Here is a 16,241-nt window from a genome sequence, read left to right as displayed (position 1 = left end):
GAGACGAGCCGATGAGCCATTTCAGTTTGACGGCCGCCGTCAGCTACTTCTTCAACTACTTCCTGATGAAGGGAGTGCTCGTCACCATCGGCTTGACGGTAGCGGCGGTCGTCGGCGGATTGATCCTCGGCATGGGCATCGCGCTATTGCGCATGTCGTCCAATCCGGTGCTCGCGGGTGCCGCGCGCCTCTACATCTGGTTCTTCCGCGGCACGCCGCTCTTGATCCAGCTGGTGGTGATCTACAGCGGGCTGCCGCAGCTCGGGATCAAGTTCTCCGTGATCACCTGCGCACTCGTCGGCCTGATCCTCAACGAGGCGGCCTATCTCGCCGAGATCGTGCGCAGCGGCTTCATGGCCGTCTCGGCGGGGCAACGCGAAGCGGCCTGGGCACTCAGCCTGTCGCCATGGGTGACGTTCCGTCGCGTCACCCTGCCGCAGGCATTCCGGCTGATGATCCCGCCGCTCGGCAACTCCATCAACTCGCTGTTGAAGGCGACCTCGCTTGCTTCGGTGATCTCGGTCGAGGAGCTGATGCGCCGCAGTGACATGCTGATGCAGGAGCATTTCCAGATCCTCGAAGTCTATGCGGCCGCGACCGCCTATTACCTGATCCTCACATCCGTCTGGGATGCGGTGCAGCGCCGGCTCGAGAAGCATTTCGGACGGTCGAGCGTTGCGAAATCCAGGAAGGTCGCGACGGCGGCGCCGGTCACGCGGGCGAGCGCGGAGGCCCGGGCATGAGCCAGACACCGATGATGACGGAACGTGCAACAGTGCAGCCGCAGCTCCGCGAGGTACCTGCGGTGCGCATGGAGGCGGTCTACAAGCACTATGGTGACTTCACGGCGTTGAACGAGGTCGATCTCAAGGTCGCCAAGGGCGAGAAGATCGTTGTCTGTGGTCCCTCCGGCTCGGGCAAGTCGACGCTCATCCGCTGCATCAACCACATCGAGAAGCACGACGAGGGGCTGATCTACGTCAACGGCGTCGAACTCGACCATCAACGCAAGAACATCGATGCGGTCAGACGCGACACCGGCATGGTATTCCAGAGCTTCAATCTGTTCCCGCACATGACGGTGCTGGAGAATTGCACTCTGGCGCCAATGACCGCGAACGGCATGAGCGAGGCGGAGGCCAAGGACCTCGCCATGCATTTCCTGACGAAGGTCCGGATTCCGGACCAGGCCGAGAAATATCCTGGGCAGCTCTCGGGCGGCCAGCAGCAGCGCGTCGCCATCGCGCGGGCACTCTGCATGCGTCCCAAGATCATGCTGTTCGACGAGCCGACCTCGGCGCTCGATCCTGAGATGGTCAAGGAGGTGCTGGAGACGATGAAGAAGCTCGCCGAAGAGGGCATGACCATGCTGTGCGTGACCCATGAAATGGGCTTTGCCCGTGAGGTTGCCGACCGCATCGTGTTCATGAACGAGGGCAAGGTGGTCGAGCAGGCCGCGCCTGAGGAATTCTTCAAGCATCCGAAGTCGGAGCGGGCGCGGACATTCCTCGACCAGATCATTCACTAGATGGCGGCCGTATCCGGCGACATGACGCAAACATTTGGCGCGCGCCTGCGCGGCATCCACGCCGCCACGATCGTCCCGATGACGGCCGATTTCGCCGTGGATGAGGCGCAACTCTCAGCCCATCTCGCCGCAGTCGCCTGCACGCCCGGCATAAATGGGCTCCTCGTCAACGGTCATGCCGGCGAGAATTTCGTTCTGTCGCTGGCCGAGAAACTGCGAGTCGTGGAGCTGGCGCGTCGACACGCGCCGGAGGACTGCCTGATTGTTTCGGGGGTCAATCATGAATCGAGCCTCGAGGCCGCGCGCGAGGCGGCTGCGCTGGAGAGGGCCGGCGCGGATGGGCTGCTGGTGTTTCCTCCCAACAGCTGGGCGCTCGGCCATGCCGATGACTGCGTGATCGAGCATCACCGCCGGATCCGCGATGCGACGGCCGCAGCGCTGATGCTCTATGCCGCGCCCGTCGGCGCGGGCGCGATGGCCTACGTCCCGTCGCTGCTGGAACGGCTCGTCGTAGATCCTCGCTTCGTTGCGATCAAGGAGGGCAGCTGGGAGGTTGCGACGTACGAGCAGAACTCGCGGCTGATCCGCCGGCTGCGTCCGGACTTCGTCGTGCTCGGCTCCGGCGACGAACATCTGCTGACGAGCTATCTCGTCGGCTCGGCCGGCAGCCAGGTCAGCCTCGCCTGCGTGGTGCCGGAGCTTGTCGTCAGCCTCTGGGATGCGGCCGAGGCAGGCGACTGGCCGCGGGCGCGCGCCGCGCATGAGAAGCTCTATCCCCTTGCTGTCGCGATCTATCGCAATGCGCCGGGAGGACGGGCGACGGCGCGGCTCAAGGCGTGCCTGAAATTGCTTGGACGTCTTTCGTGTGACGCAGTACGACCGCCGCAGCCCTCGGCCACGCCAAACGAGTTGCGAGCACTCGAACAGGCGCTCCGGATCACCGGCGTACTCTAGGAAACGAAGAACGCTGCGCGCCAACCTTCAATTGACGAAGCGCTTCACAGCTTCAGCTCAAGGCGTGACCGGCCAATCCGTAGACCCACGGCTCGTTTTCCTTTCGGTTCAGGAATCGCCGTCCCTTGGACATGGTCGTGACGGTGTCCTGCATCCCGAGGCGGCTCTGTTGAAGGAAGTCCGCAAACAGGCCCGTTTGCTCCCGCGTATCCACGCGGGCGAACCTTCCGGCGAGATCCTTGAGATGGACGGCCGTAAGATGGATCGCGTCACAATCATTGCTGGCGACGATCGGGCCGATCACATGACCGCGCCCGAATTCGCGCTTCATGGAATAACCGACGGTCTCACCGCCGCGGCGCAGGACGAAGATTGACGCGCCTTCGGAAAGCAGTGCAAGCAGCTTGTGACGGTTGGCTCCGAACGCGCGCTCGTCCAGTGCCGCGATCGCTTCGATATCGTCGGTGGACAGCGGGCTCAATTCACCATCCAGCGCCGGCACTGGCGGAAGTGGTGACACGACCTCGCCTTGCCACTGATACACCGTGGCCTCCTTCGTGAAGCCCAGCGAAAGATATAGGTGATACGCGGCATCGGTCGAGTTGAGGCTCAAATTCCGGTTGCCGCACCGCTCGAACACCTGCTCCATAAGCCAACGGCCAGTACCCTGAGCCTGGGTTCGAGGCGATGTGATCACGAGGCCAATGGTCGCGAATTCACGGCCATATGGAAACCACATCGCGCTGCCGAAGACGCGTCCTATGCCATCAACGGCTACGATCCCGTGGCCTGCGCGGCGCAAGAAATCCCAATCCTTGGGCCGATGCGGCCAGCCGACCCCAGCCGAGAGCGCGTGGAGCAGCTTCACATCAACGTCGTTGACGTCTTTCGCAGCCAGTTCAAAGGACTTCACGCGTACCGTTCGTCCCATCTCGACTCGTCCATTCCTTCGCGGGATGCCAATCTCTCGCACATCGCGCCTTTTCTCTCCCGCCAAAATGGACAGCGGGCGCATTTCGCCGCACTATCGCACGGAAAGCCAGCAGGTTTCGCCTGTTTGGGCCTTCTTTTCGAAATCTTCGGCCTGTCTTGCAACGTAATTCGGCAGGGAAAGCTCCGGCTTGCAGCTACCCTCTCGGTGTTCGGCAAGAACTGTGCAGGCAGAGCGGATCGCCGTGAATCCCCAAGAGAGTCTTGCAAGGCTAATCGCTTTTCCCGGCATCGTCGACATGCCGGGCGGGGCAGGGGCGTGCATCGATGGCATTTCTTTTCAATTCTGATGCTGCCAGGGGGGCAATCTTCCGGAAGGCTTTTGCGTGCGAGCTCCCCGATCTGGAATTTTACCATTGCAGCGAAAATTTCGACGCGGAAAAGGTGCGCTACCTGCTGACCTGGAGCGCGCCCGACGATCTCTCGCGCTTTTGTAATCTGGAGTTGCTCTTTTCCATAGGGGCTGGGGTCGACCAGTTCAAGCCGGAGACCATACCTGGTCATGTAAAGCTCGTGCGCATGGTCGAGGATGGCATCGTTCGCATGATGCAGGAATACGTCGTCCTTGGCGTGCTGACGCTGCATCGCGAGATGGTGGCCTACCGGGAGCAGCAGAGCAGGGGCGTTTGGCAAGCGCTAGCCACGTCCCAGGCGACCGATCGGCGTATTGGCTTCCTCGGCCTTGGCATGCTGGCGCAAGCCGCGATCGACCGCTTGAAACCGTTTCGATCTTCCCTTGCCACGTGGAGCCGCAGCAAGAAGGTGGTCGAGGGAGTCGCCTGCTTTCATGGGGACGACCAGCTTGGCGATTTCCTGCGAGGAACCGATATCCTCGTCTGTCTTCTTCCCCTGACGGAGCAAACAAGCGGTATCCTGAACGCAAGGCTCTTCTCGCTTTTGCCAGCGGGAGCGAGGCTGCTACACGTCGGCCGCGGCCCGCAGCTGGACCAGGGTGCATTGATCGAGGCGCTCGACAGCGGGCATTTGGCAGCAGCGATGCTTGACGTCATCGATCCCGAGCCGCTGCCGGAAAGCCATCCACTCTGGTCTCATCCGAGGGTGATCATCACGCCGCATATCGCGTCCGTGACGCAACCGCATTCGGCAGCACAAGCCGTCATAGAGAACATCCGGCTGCACCGTGCTGGACAAAATCCGATCGGCCTTGTCGATCGAGCACTTGGCTACTAACAGGAAACGCGCCATGTCACTTCTGATCACCATCGACACCAATCCGGACTTCGCACCGAAGAACGCATTGCCCGCCCCGGAACGGCTCATTTCCGGCAATCCATCGTTCAAGACCTGGGCTCAGGACGCCTCGAAAGGCGAGAAGGTGCTGACCGGCGTCTGGGAAGCAACGCCGGGCGAGACCCATTCCATCAAGGGCACCACCTTCGAGTTCTGCCACATTCTCTCGGGCGTCATCGAAATCGAGGAAAAGGGGGGTGAGACCAGGAGGTACCGCGCCGGCGACAGCTTTGTGATGAAGCCCGGCTTCGTCGGGGTCTGGCGGACGATCGAGACCGTGCGAAAGATCTACGTCTGCCATTATGATTGAGACAACGTTGAGGGCAGCACTAGCAGCCTTCAGAATATTCGACCTCCGGGACCGCGCCTAACCAGATTCAACGCGGCAAGACACTTCATTCTCGATGAAAAATGCGGCGTTCCGTCCTGTACTGCTCGCATGAGACGGCTTCGTCTCGCCACGCGCAAATCAGACGGTGATGGTGAGGCCGGGCCTGAAGCCAAGGAGCAAGCCCATGATTGCGTTGAAGGACAAGGATCTGTTTCGCCAGCAAGCGCTGATCAGCGGCAACTGGCGAGATGCGAGCACGAAAGCCACCGTTGATGTCATCGATCCTGCCAGCCAGAAAGTCCTTGGCACCATCCCCGACATGGGCCGAGACGAGACCAGGGCGGCAATCGAGGCTGCGGCCGCTGCGTTCAAGCACTGGAAGGCAAAGGCTCATGCAGAGCGTGCCGCGCTGCTGGAGCATTGGTATGAGCTCATGCGACGCCATGAGCAGGATTTGGCGCTTCTGCTCACGCTGGAACAGGGCAAGCCATTGGCGGAATCGCTCGGAGAAATCCGTTATGGCGCATCCTTCGTCAAATGGTTTGCCGAAGAGGCCCGCCGCATCAACGGATCGACTATCCCGGCGCCCGCAGCCGATCGTCGCATTCTGGTGCTGAAAGAGCCCGTCGGCGTCTGCGGGATCATCACGCCCTGGAATTTCCCCAACGCGATGATCACGCGCAAGGTGGCACCAGCGCTTGCCGCGGGCTGCACAGTCGTCATCAAACCTTCCGAATTTACGCCTTTTTCAGCTCTCGCCATTGCTGTTCTGGCTGAGCGGGCCGGAATTCCGGCGGGCGTGATCAACATCGTGACGGGCATGCCGGCAGACATTGGCGCGGAGCTGATGGCCAACGAAACCGTCCGCAAGATCTCGTTCACCGGATCGACCCGCGTCGGCGCTTTGCTGATGAAAGGCGCCGCCGACAACATCAAGAGACTGAGCCTTGAGCTCGGTGGCAACGCGCCGTTCATCGTTTTTGACGATGCCGATATCGACCGGGCGGTCGAGGGGGCGATTGCGTCAAAATTCCGCAATGGCGGGCAAACGTGCGTCTGCTGCAATCGCATTCTGGTTCAATCCGGCATTTACGACGCCTTCGGCCGGAAGCTTGCCAGCCAGGTCGCAAAAATGAAGGTCGGTCCCGGCACGGCAGACGACGTTGCGATTGGGCCGATGATCAATGGCGCGGCGATCGAGAAGATCAAGCGGCACGTCACGGACGCCCTGAACAAGGGCGCAAAGATCATCGCGGAGAGTGGGGCGGTGCCGGAGGGTCGGCAATATGCCCGCCCTGTCGTACTCGGCGGCGCAACCACCGAGATGCTGCTGGCTTCAGAGGAGACCTTCGGGCCGGTCGCACCGCTTTTCCGCTTCGAGACCGAGGACGAGGCGATTGCGATCGCAAATGGCACTCCATTCGGCCTTGCCGCCTATTTCTATACTGAAAACCTCAAACGCTCATGGCGTGTTGCCGAGGCGCTCGAGTTCGGCATGGTCGGCCTGAACACCGGCCTGATCTCGACCGAGGTGGCGCCGTTCGGCGGCGTCAAGCAGTCGGGCCTCGGACGCGAGGGATCCCAGCTTGGGATGGAAGAATATCTCGAGACCAAGGCGCTTCATGTCGGCGGCCTGTACTGAGCGGCCTATCGGATCAGTATCTGAACAAGAAAAGGGGACGGTCGAACCGCCCCCTTTTCTTGTTTCACGGCGCACTGATTTCGATTGAAGCTTTTGAAGGATGGAAGCGCAACGAGAGAACCCGAAGGAACTGCGCTCATGCGCTCTTGCGCAAGGGCTCCAGGCCGACTGCTGCGGCGAGCCCGTCGATGCCGGCGACCTCGGTGTATTCATAGAAGGGGTTTGCAGGCTCGTGACCGCGGTTCACCCAGACCTTGCCCTTGATGCCGAGGTCGTAGGCGGTCATCAGGTCGTAGCGGAAGGAGGAGGAGACGTGGGTGATATCCTCCGGGCCGCAACCCAGCTTGTCGAGCATATATTCGAAGCCCTTCATCTGCGGCTTGTAAGCGCCGGTCTCCTCCGCAGTGATGACCATGTGGAACGGAGCGCCAAGCTTTTCCACATTCGACATGATGAGGTTCTTCATGGAGTTCGACAGGATGACCAGCGGAATCTCCCGGGCAACTTTGGCCAGGCCCGCCGGGACATCGGGATGTGGACCCCATGTGTGGATCTCCTCATTGATGCGCTGGGCATGCTCCGGACGAAATGCGATGCCGTTGCGCTTGCACGCGCGCTCCAGCGCATTGTGCACCACCTCGAAGTACGGCTTCCAGGCGCCGAGAACCTCGTCGAGGCGGTAAGCCGAAAAATCCTTGATCAGCTTTGCCATAGCCGTCGACGAGAGCTCGGAGCCATAGACTCTCCTTGCCGCGCCGGCCATGTCGAAATTGGTCAGCGTGCCGTAACAGTCGAAGGTGATGTATTTGGGTCTAAACGTTGCCATGGCTCGATCCTTTTCGGTCTCACGCACCGCGTTCCGGTACGACAGGAATCATAGCGGGCAGCCGACCGGATAAAGCACCGCTGTCGCGGCGGCCGGAAGCAGATTGTGTCGTATCGGATCGGAGGCATGGCAGAGAGTTGTGCGAACGACTTGAGCGCCAATGCCTGGCGCAGGCCGATGCCGGCATAAGATGCGGCGCAGATCGTCAATGACAGTCAAAATGCCCTTCGTCGATGTCCAGCCTGGGAGCAAGTGCTGTCCTGGGCGTCTTACGTTGAGCTCCGAAGACATCGGAGCGGGCCGCACGAGCATTGCGGCTGATCTGGAGGACGACATGTTGAGCAACTCGCTGATTGAGCTCGATCGCGCGCATCTGATTCACCCGGTCTCATCCTATCGCGGCCACGAGGCGACAGGCGTTCGTGTGCTGAAGTCGGGGAAGGGCGCGACGCTGACCGACGTCTCGGGACGTCAATTGCTGGACGGTTTTGCGGGCCTGTGGTGTGTCAATGCCGGCTACGGACAGGACAGCATCGTCGAGGCTGCCTTGAGGCAGCTCCGCGAGCTGCCTTATGCAACGGGCTATTTCGGGTTGGGCTCCGACCCGGCGATCCGGCTGGCGGCCAGGCTGGCTGAATTGGCGCCTGGCGATCTGAACCATGTCTATTTCACCTTGGGCGGCTCAGATGCCGTCGACAGCACGATCCGGTTCATCCGGTACTATTATCACGCCAAGAGTAGGCCGCAGAAGGACCAGTTCATTTCGCTCGAGCATGGCTACCATGGATCGTCGACCGCCGGATCCGGCCTGACTGCTCTGCCGGCCTTTCATGCGGGATTTGGAGTGCCATACAACTGGCAGCACAAGATTCCGTCGCACTACGCCTATCGCAATCCTGTCGGTCCCCATCCACAGGCCATCATTGCGGCCTCGGTCGCGGCGTTGCGAGCCAAGATCGCCGAACTTGGTGCCGAACGCGTTGCCGCCTTCTATGTCGAGCCGATACAGGGGTCAGGAGGCGTCCTCGTTCCGCCGCCGTCTTGGCTGAAGGCGATGCATGCCGTTTGCAGGGAGCACGATGTTCTGTTCGTTGCCGATGAGGTCATCACCGGCTTCGGCCGTGTCGGTCCGCTGTTCGCTTGTGAAGAGGACGATGTCGTGCCGGATCTCATGACCACGGCCAAGGGCCTGACGTCGGGCTATGTGCCGATGGGGGCCGTTCTGGTGTCCGACCGCGTCTACAACACCATTGCAGACGGCGCCGGCAAGGCGGCCGTCGGCCACGGCTACACCTATTCCGCACACCCCGTCAGCGCAGCCGTCGGGCTCGCGTGCCTGGATCTTTACGAAAACGGCCTGCTGGAGAACGGCCGTAAGGCCGGGCATCGTCTGATGGAAGGACTTCGCGGACTTGCCGATCATCCGCTCGTCGGCGATGTCAGGGGTCGTGGTATGCTGGGCGCAATCGAGCTCGTCACGGACAAGCACCGCAAGACGCCGCTGCCGGCGGAAGCCGACGCGGCGCGCCGTATCTTCGATCGCGCATGGGACAACGGCCTCGTCATCCGCGCCTTCGCGCAGGGCGTGCTGGGCTATGCGCCGCCGCTCTGCTGCACGGATGCGGATATCGACGGCATCATCGAACGGACAAGGGTCACGCTCGACCAGACGCTCGAAGACAAGGGCGTCCGCGCAGCGATGAAAGGTTGATCGCTGCGCCTGCTTGTCAGCTATTGAAGATGCTTTCGAGCGGCAAATGGGACTTCACGATCGGCGATTTCAGCACGACGAAACTGAAATATTTGTCGATGCCGATATCCATCTCGACCAGGCGTTCCATGACCGCCTGGTACTCGCTGATCCCGGCCGTGATGAATTTGACGAGATAGTCGTATCCGCCCGAAACGAGATGGCACTCGACCACGGAATCGATCTTCTCGATCGTCGTGAGAAAGCGCGCGAAATCGATCTGACGATGATTCTTGAGGGTGATTTCGGCGAAGACAGTCAGAGTTTGGCCGAGCTTGGAAACGTCAATCTGGGCGGAATAGCCGGTGATGAAACCTTCCGTCTGGAGCCTCTTCACGCGCATCAGGCACGGGCTCGGAGAAAGGTTGATCAGCTCTGCGAGCTCGACGTTGGAAATCCGCCCGTTCTTCTGCAGTTCGCATAAAATCCTGATGTCGATCTTATCAAGCTTCATCGCAATGCCATGAGATGGGGGCGACAACGGCGTCAAGGATCTGAGACTTCTGCGTCATACATATTGTCATAACATCAACCAGCGTGTTTTCCCACCGGACGGTGGAAACTGCCTTTAGAACTCGCTGACCTTGCCCCAGGCGCTCATTTTCAGCCGCTCCGGCCTGTAGGGGCGCGGATCGACAATGGGAGGACTGCCCGTGATGATGTCGGCGATCATATGCCCCGCGCCTGGGCCAATTCCAAAACCGTGGCCGCTGAACCCCGCCGCAAGAATGAAACCTGGAATCGATTCAACTTCACCGATTGCGGGAATGCCGTCCGGCGTGCTGTCGATGTAGCCGGCCCAGACGTTCGAGATCGCGACGTGCCGGAGTTCCGGCACGAGCCTGCAGGCTCTTCGGTGCGTCAGCCGAATCTGCCTCATGTCAGGGCGCGGATCGAGCGTCCGGTTCAGCTCCATCGGGGTCACCGCATCGAGACGCCATTTCGCCAGGGATTCATGGCCCTGCCTCAGGCCCTCGAAAGCCCCGGGGCTGAGACTTCGCCACCGGCGCGCGAACATGGGCAGGAATTCGCGGCCGAACCTGAACTGCTGCGGCGTCGGATCGACCCGCGCACGCCCGCTGATTGCCAGCGTGTATCCGCCATTGCCGCGTCGCGTGGCCGATACCAGCCCGGCGTACAGGGCATCAGGCAGCCCGGCCGCGCCGGGAGCCAGGGCGAGAATGGAAGAGCGCACGGATGCCTGCGGAAAGCGAATGCCAAGCTGGTTGCAAAACGAAGACGCCCACGCGCCTCCTGCCATGACCACCGTTTTCGTCCGGATCGTGCCGGCTTCGGTCACCACTCCGCTGACCCGGCCGGCAGTGAGCTCTATGCCGCGCGCCGCGCAATGCTGGTGCACGGTGCCGCCCGCCGCCATGATCGCACGCGCCGCGATGGGCACGGCCTTTGAGGTGTCCGCCGTCCCATCGGTTGGCGAGAATACGCCTCCTTTCCACTTGCGACCGGTCATCTTGCCTCTCGCGTTCGCCTCCTCGGCGCTCAACATGTGCGTCGTAACGCCGACGGTCCTGGCGAAGTCGCGCCACTTGGCCCAGCCGGCCAGCTCATTTTCGTCGTTCGACAAGTACAGCAGACCGCAACGGCGAAAACCGATATCCTCACCCGTCTCCTCGGCAACTCGCTCCCAGAGCGCGAGGCTCTTGGTTGCAAGCGGCAGCTCGCGAGCGTCGCGGTTTTGCTGGCGGCACCATCCCCAGTTGCGGCTTGATTGTTCGGCGGCGACGCGGCCCTTTTCAAGCAGGGCGACCTTGAGGCCGCGACGGGCGAGATAGTAGCTCGTGAATACGCCCACCACGCCGCCGCCGATGACCACGACGTCTGCCTCACGAGGCAAGGACGGACTGGATTCGATATGCAGGAGCGGTGCGCTCATCGGACGGTGATCTCCAGTGGTTGCCGTAGCGTAACCGAGGAGTTGCGGCAGGCCCGGCGGACTTTGGTCATGGGACCGAATATCCTGCGGTTTGCTGCCTTTGACACAGGCAATTATTGCGACAATTCTTTGCATGCGCCGCAGTTTGCAGGACGAGGCCGATGCGGGTGACCCTGCAATCCATCGCGCGCTCTCTTGGCAGGGCGCCACAGCGGACTTGGCCGCGCAGACTGAAATGCCAAATCAGACTTCGTTTTCAGAAGTTCCTGCTGCTTCGACGCCGGCTTTCGGCGACTCCGGGGTGATCGAAATCGTCAAGATCGGCAGAACCAACCGATCGATGGGTCGAGGTCCATAGAGGCAACTTGCATGAGCCTTGTCCAGGAGCAGGCCTTCGGAAGTGATCAAGTCGTGACGCGGATGCCATCTGAGCTTCGCTTCGATCGAGTTGGCCAAATTGGGTGGCGCTGCGTTCTGGGCATCTGCTCTTGCTTCTTGCGCGAAGAGGCCTGAATCATGTCGCAGCCTCCAACGAAGGAATGGCAAGTTGAGCGGCGAATTATTGACTTGTCCCAGGAGCGTGGAGGCGCAAGGAGCCGAAGGCGCCGGCCGCAGCAAGATGACGGCACTGGCTTGAAAGAGGAGGATGCTCGCATGGCCTCTGGCATCCAGGCGGCAAGCCCCGTCGATGTCGCGCTGTCGGTGCGCGAGCTGACCGTGAGTCTGCCGGAAGGAATGGAGCGGGCCTACGCCGTCGAGAACATCTCTTTCGATCTGAAACGCGGACAGATTCTCTGTATCATCGGAGAATCCGGATCGGGCAAGTCGGTCACCGCCAACGCGATCATGGGTCTTCTCCCGAAGGCGATCCGGGTCTCCTCGGGTGAGATCCGCCTGGATGGGATGAATATCGTAGGCCTCTCGGCCGACAAGCTTCGCAGCCTGCGCGGCCGCGTCGTGTCGATGATCTTTCAAGACCCTCTCTCGGCGCTCAACCCGCTGATGACCGTGGGTGCGCAGATCGAGGAGGTGATGGCCGCGCACGATGTCGGCACGCCGGCGTCCCGTCGCAGCCGGGCCATCGACCTGTTGATTGAAGTGGGTTTGCCCGACCCGCAACTCATGTATCACCAATATCCCTTCCGGCTTTCGGGCGGACAGCGGCAGCGGGTCATGATCGCCATGGCTCTGGCCCTCGAGCCTGCGATCCTGATTGCGGACGAGCCGACCACCGCACTTGATGTCACGACCCAGGCGCAGATCCTGCAATTGATCCGCGACATACAGCGCCGCAAGGGGATGAGCGTCATGTTCATCACCCACGATTTCGGCGTCGTGGCCGAGATCGCCGATTACGTCGTGGTGATGGAGAAAGGCCATTGCGTGGAGCAGGGCGGTGCCGCGCAAGTCCTGAAGTCGCCCAGCCACCTCTATACGCGGCGCCTGATCGCGGCCGTGCCGCACCTGACCGGTAAGGACCGTGTTGCCTTGGACGCTGCCGACAGGGAACCCATCCTGAAGGTTGAAAGCCTCGTAAAGACCTATCGTAGCGGCAGCGCACTTTTCCGTACGCAGCGCATCGTGCCCGCGGTCAATGGCGTCACTTTCGATCTCTCGTCGGGGCGCACGCTGGGCGTCGTCGGCGAAAGCGGCTCGGGGAAATCGTCGCTCGGCCGGCTGCTGATCAAGCTTATGGAGAGCGACAGCGGCTCGATTCGGTTCGAGGGCCGCGACCTGGCTGGGCTTTCTGAAGCCAAGTTTCGGCCGTTGCGGCCAAAAATCCAGATGATCTTCCAGGATCCTTTTGCTTCGCTCAATCCGCGATCGACGGTCGGGCAAATTCTGACAGTTGGTCCCGTCGCGCATGGGATGCGCTACAGTGAAGCCGACGAGCGGGCGCGGGAGCTTCTGACCCATGTCGGCCTCGATTCAGGAGCCTTCGACCGCTATCCACACGAGTTCTCCGGCGGGCAGCGCCAACGCATCGGCATCGCCCGGGCGCTGATGTTCAAGCCAAAGCTGCTGATTGCCGACGAAGCGGTCTCTGCGCTCGACGTATCGATCCAGGTCCAGATCCTGAAACTGCTGGACCAGATTCAGCGCGAGACGGGCGTCTCGATGATCTTCATCACGCATGATCTGCGCGTCGCCAGCCAGATCTGCGACGAAATCGCCGTCATGCATCGAGGACAAATCGTGGAACGCGGTCCGCCGTCCCAGATCTTTCTCGCCCCGAAATCCGGTTACACGCGAGAGCTGGTGGCGGCGATCCCGGGCGAGCAGCCCGGAAGCATGCCCCAACATGAAGGCTACGTCGAGAACCCCAAGCAAGGAGAGTCGTTATGATCAAGCGGTCTGCGGATACATCGAACTACTCGCGGCGCGATGCCCTGCGAATGGTGGCGTTCGGCGGAGCTGCTGCCTTCATCACGCCGAACCTCCTTGGCGAGCCCGCCTTCGCTCGTAGCTCTGCGGCAAAGCCGAGCGGCCGCGTGATCGTCGGGCTCGGACAAGAGCCGACCGTATTCAATCCGCTGATGGCCCACATCGAAGTCGATGACGGCGTGCATTTCTCGGTTTTCGACGCGCTCTTTCGCATCGATCCTCAAGGCGCCATTCAGCCCAACCTTGCGGTGGAAGTGCCGGACCAGAAGAATGGGGGCATCTCGCAGGACGGTCTCCAGTGGCGCATTCGTCTGCGTGACGACGTTCGCTGGCACGATGGCAGGCCTTTCGGTGCCGAGGACGTGAAGTTCACGCTCGAGCTGATCACGAATCCCGACTTCCGGGCCTGGCGTACCGCCGGACATGCTCTCGTGCGCGACATCACCGTGATCTCACCGACGGAGATCTCGTGGCGAATGGAAGAGGCCTTTGCGCCTTATTTGTCGTTCCTGACCGAGACCTTCATCGTCCCCAAGCACATTCTCGGGGCGGAGGCCAATCCGAACAACGCGGCCTTTAACCAGGCCCCGGTCGGCACCGGTCCGTTCAAGTGGGGACAGCGCGTCGCCGGCGATCATCTCGAGCTTGTGGCTAACCCCGACTATTTCGGTGAAGGCCCTCACATCGAGAGGCTGGTCTTCAAATACATTCCCGATCTCACCGTCCTCTACACCCAATTCAAGAGCGGCGACATCGATCTGGTGGGGCAGCCCTACATCACCCCTGATCACTACGGGGAAGCCAAAACGCTGCCGAACCGCGTCGTGACCCTCGTCCCGAGGACCTCATTCGAGTCCTTCTACCTGAACCTCGAGCGGCCGCAGTTCAAGGAGCTTGCGGTCCGCGAGGCGCTTTACGCGGCGATCGACAAGGAGGCCATCATCCAGGGGCTCTACTATGGAGTGCCGGCCCCGACAGAGACCTTCATGCCGCGGCAGTCCTTCTTCTTCAACGCCAATCTGCCGCTGCACCAGTTCGATCTCAATCGCGCGCGCAAGATCCTCGATCAAGCCGGCTGGGCGCCGGGAGGCGACGGCATTCGCACCAAGAACGGCGTTCGTCTGTCCTTTACCAATTCGACCACGTCCGGCGATCCCTTGCGCGAACAGGTGCAGCAGTACCTGCAGCAGACGTTTGCTCAGCTGGGGGTCGAGATGAAGATATCGAACCTGCCCGCCGCCGTGATGTGGGGCGAGTTCTGGGGGCAATCAAAATTCGATTCCGTCATCGTCGGCAGCACCTACTTGATCGGCGCAGACCCCGACGTAACCAATCGCTTGCACTCGCGGTCGATCGCCGCGAAGGGCGGCCGCGGCTCGAATAATGCGCAGTATGCGAATCCGGAGGTCGATGCGCTGCTCGACAAGGGCGCGCGCACCTTCGATCCGGAAGCCCGGCGCGCGATCTACGCTCGCGTCCAGGAACTGGTCCGTCGCGACCTGCCCTTCCTTCCGTTGTACCAGAGCAATGCGGTCGAAGGCCTCAAGAAAGGGATCAACGGCTTCGTGCCGAACGGCAATACGCGCACGGAATCGTGGAACGCGCTGGCTTGGTATTGGGCAAGCTGATGTGCTGCCGGCCGAGACCCTGTGGCCGAGATCGGCGCTGGAGTGATGCTGCAACGCCAACATGGTGACTCGAATGTCCGGGTTCCTGCTCAATCGTCTCTCGCAGAGCATCGTGCTGCTGGTGATCGTCTCGATCATCGGCTTCACCGTTCTCAACCTCATGCCAGGCGGTCCTCTCGCGCAGTTCGGGCTCGATCCGGGCATGACGCAGAAGGATGTGGAGCGGCTCGCGGCGCAGCTCGGGCTAAACCGGCCGCTATGGATTCAGTATCTCGATTGGGCCTGGCGGCTGCTCCAGGGCGATTGGGGACACTCATTCCGCGACGGCTCTTCGGTGCTGGCGGTGATTGGTCGGCACCTGCTGGCGACGCTGCTGCTCATGGGCACGTCCACCGCATTTGCGATCGCGCTCGGCGCCTGGGTCGGAATCCGCGGCGCCACTCACCGCTATTCCCTGTTTGACTACTGCGCGACCGTCGGCGCCATGGTCGCCCTGTCGGTTCCGACTTTCTGGTTCGGCCTCATTGGCATCTACATCTTCACCCTGAAGCTCGGGTGGGTTCCTGCAGGCAACATGTACACGATCGGCGACGGCTCGGTGCTGGACTATCTGCACCACCTGATTCTGCCGAGCCTGGTGCTGTCGCTCGTTCACGTCGCGATCTGGAGCCGCTACATGCGCACGGCGACACTGGATGCACTGAGCCAGGATTTCGTCAAGACGGCGCGCGCCAAGGGCGTCAGCGAACGCCGCATCCTGCTGAAGCATGTCGTCGGCAATGCATTGCTGCCGATGATCACGCTGGCAGGGATGCAGCTGCCCAGCATCCTGACCGGCGCATTGGTCACCGAGACGGTCTTTACGTGGCCGGGAATGGGTCGGCTGTTTCTCGATAGTCTCGGTTACAGCGACTATCCCGTCGTGATGGGGCTGTTGATATTCTCGGCCATCCTGGTCGTGTTGGGCAACCTGATCGCAGACATCATCATCGCCACGGTCGACCCGCGCATTCGCCTGGGCTGAGGCCGCGGAGTAACGCCTGATAACAGGAGGCAGCAGAT

The 16,241-nt window shown here is 61.5% G+C and carries 14 protein-coding genes; 10 read left to right on the top strand and 4 right to left on the bottom strand.

The annotated features are described in order from the left end of the window. The first annotated feature begins 11 nt into the window (after positions 1 to 11). From ACNJX9_RS25465 to ACNJX9_RS25455, 3 genes are read left to right on the top strand one after another with little or no spacing between them, the layout of a single operon-like run. Entirely contained in the window at positions 12 to 743 is a 732-nt protein-coding gene (locus ACNJX9_RS25465; RefSeq protein WP_271621076.1) for an amino acid ABC transporter permease, read from the top strand. Continuing rightward, on the top strand, positions 740 to 1,528 hold the full coding sequence (locus ACNJX9_RS25460; protein WP_409363885.1) for an amino acid ABC transporter ATP-binding protein: 789 nt from the start codon (positions 740 to 742) through the stop codon (positions 1,526 to 1,528). The genes ACNJX9_RS25465 and ACNJX9_RS25460 overlap by 4 nt, the downstream gene beginning before the upstream one ends. After that, complete coding sequence (locus ACNJX9_RS25455; protein ID WP_439404775.1) at positions 1,529 to 2,482, top strand: dihydrodipicolinate synthase family protein; 954 nt, start codon at positions 1,529 to 1,531, stop codon at positions 2,480 to 2,482. Positions 2,483 to 2,534: 52 nt separating this feature from the next. Here ACNJX9_RS25455 and ACNJX9_RS25450 read toward each other — a convergent pair whose 3' ends face one another. Continuing rightward, positions 2,535 to 3,413 (bottom strand): GNAT family N-acetyltransferase, encoded by an 879-nt coding sequence (locus ACNJX9_RS25450; protein WP_057758526.1) that lies wholly within the window; start codon positions 3,411 to 3,413, stop codon positions 2,535 to 2,537. 326 nt (positions 3,414 to 3,739) lie between these two features. Between ACNJX9_RS25450 and ACNJX9_RS25445 the strand changes: the two genes are divergently transcribed. From ACNJX9_RS25445 to ACNJX9_RS25435, 3 genes are all read left to right on the top strand, one after another. After that, on the top strand, positions 3,740 to 4,663 hold the full coding sequence (locus ACNJX9_RS25445) for a 2-hydroxyacid dehydrogenase (protein ID WP_439404773.1): 924 nt from the start codon (positions 3,740 to 3,742) through the stop codon (positions 4,661 to 4,663). 13 nt (positions 4,664 to 4,676) lie between these two features. Further along, the gene (locus ACNJX9_RS25440; RefSeq protein ID WP_057758522.1) at positions 4,677 to 5,033 is read left to right on the top strand and encodes a cupin domain-containing protein; all 357 of its coding nucleotides are present in this window, start codon (positions 4,677 to 4,679) and stop codon (positions 5,031 to 5,033) included. A 205-nt stretch (positions 5,034 to 5,238) separates the two neighbouring features. Next, positions 5,239 to 6,696 (top strand): NAD-dependent succinate-semialdehyde dehydrogenase, encoded by a 1,458-nt coding sequence (locus tag ACNJX9_RS25435; RefSeq protein ID WP_439404772.1) that lies wholly within the window; start codon positions 5,239 to 5,241, stop codon positions 6,694 to 6,696. A 136-nt stretch (positions 6,697 to 6,832) separates the two neighbouring features. Here the strand turns inward: ACNJX9_RS25435 and ACNJX9_RS25430 are convergent, their stop codons facing one another. Then, on the bottom strand, positions 6,833 to 7,522 hold the full coding sequence (locus tag ACNJX9_RS25430; protein WP_057758520.1) for a haloacid dehalogenase type II: 690 nt from the start codon (positions 7,520 to 7,522) through the stop codon (positions 6,833 to 6,835). 334 nt (positions 7,523 to 7,856) lie between these two features. Here ACNJX9_RS25430 and ACNJX9_RS25425 point away from each other — a divergent pair, with 334 nt between their 5' ends. Next, complete coding sequence (locus ACNJX9_RS25425) at positions 7,857 to 9,233, top strand: aspartate aminotransferase family protein (RefSeq protein ID WP_439404770.1); 1,377 nt, start codon at positions 7,857 to 7,859, stop codon at positions 9,231 to 9,233. A 16-nt stretch (positions 9,234 to 9,249) separates the two neighbouring features. On the opposite strand, the gene ACNJX9_RS25420 is transcribed toward ACNJX9_RS25425, so the two are convergent. Next, positions 9,250 to 9,726 carry an Lrp/AsnC family transcriptional regulator gene (locus tag ACNJX9_RS25420; RefSeq protein ID WP_057758516.1) on the bottom strand — a complete coding sequence of 159 codons (477 nt, stop codon included), beginning with the start codon at positions 9,724 to 9,726 and terminating at the stop codon, positions 9,250 to 9,252. A gap of 114 nt (positions 9,727 to 9,840) precedes the next feature. After that, on the bottom strand, positions 9,841 to 11,166 hold the full coding sequence (locus tag ACNJX9_RS25415) for an NAD(P)/FAD-dependent oxidoreductase (RefSeq protein WP_439404768.1): 1,326 nt from the start codon (positions 11,164 to 11,166) through the stop codon (positions 9,841 to 9,843). Between the two features lie 654 nt (positions 11,167 to 11,820). Here ACNJX9_RS25415 and ACNJX9_RS25410 point away from each other — a divergent pair. The 3 genes from ACNJX9_RS25410 to ACNJX9_RS25400 all read left to right on the top strand — a co-directional run bounded on the left by ACNJX9_RS25410 (position 11,821) and on the right by ACNJX9_RS25400 (position 16,203). Continuing rightward, positions 11,821 to 13,512: an ABC transporter ATP-binding protein gene (locus ACNJX9_RS25410; protein WP_439404767.1), complete on the top strand. Its 1,692-nt coding sequence runs from the start codon at positions 11,821 to 11,823 to the stop codon at positions 13,510 to 13,512. Beyond that, positions 13,509 to 15,179, top strand: a complete 1,671-nt coding sequence (locus ACNJX9_RS25405) for a peptide ABC transporter substrate-binding protein (RefSeq protein WP_057758509.1) — start codon at positions 13,509 to 13,511, stop codon at positions 15,177 to 15,179. The genes ACNJX9_RS25410 and ACNJX9_RS25405 overlap by 4 nt, the downstream gene beginning before the upstream one ends. Positions 15,180 to 15,252: 73 nt before the next feature. Then, entirely contained in the window at positions 15,253 to 16,203 is a 951-nt protein-coding gene (locus ACNJX9_RS25400) for an ABC transporter permease (RefSeq protein ID WP_057758507.1), read from the top strand. Positions 16,204 to 16,241: the final 38 nt, after the last annotated feature.

This window comes from Bradyrhizobium sp. BLXBL-03 (assembly GCF_051853015.1).
GTDB lineage: Bacteria > Pseudomonadota > Alphaproteobacteria > Rhizobiales > Xanthobacteraceae > Bradyrhizobium > Bradyrhizobium manausense.
The sequence above is the reverse complement of the archived record's forward strand: the minus strand, read 5'-3'. Positions and strand labels throughout refer to the sequence as shown.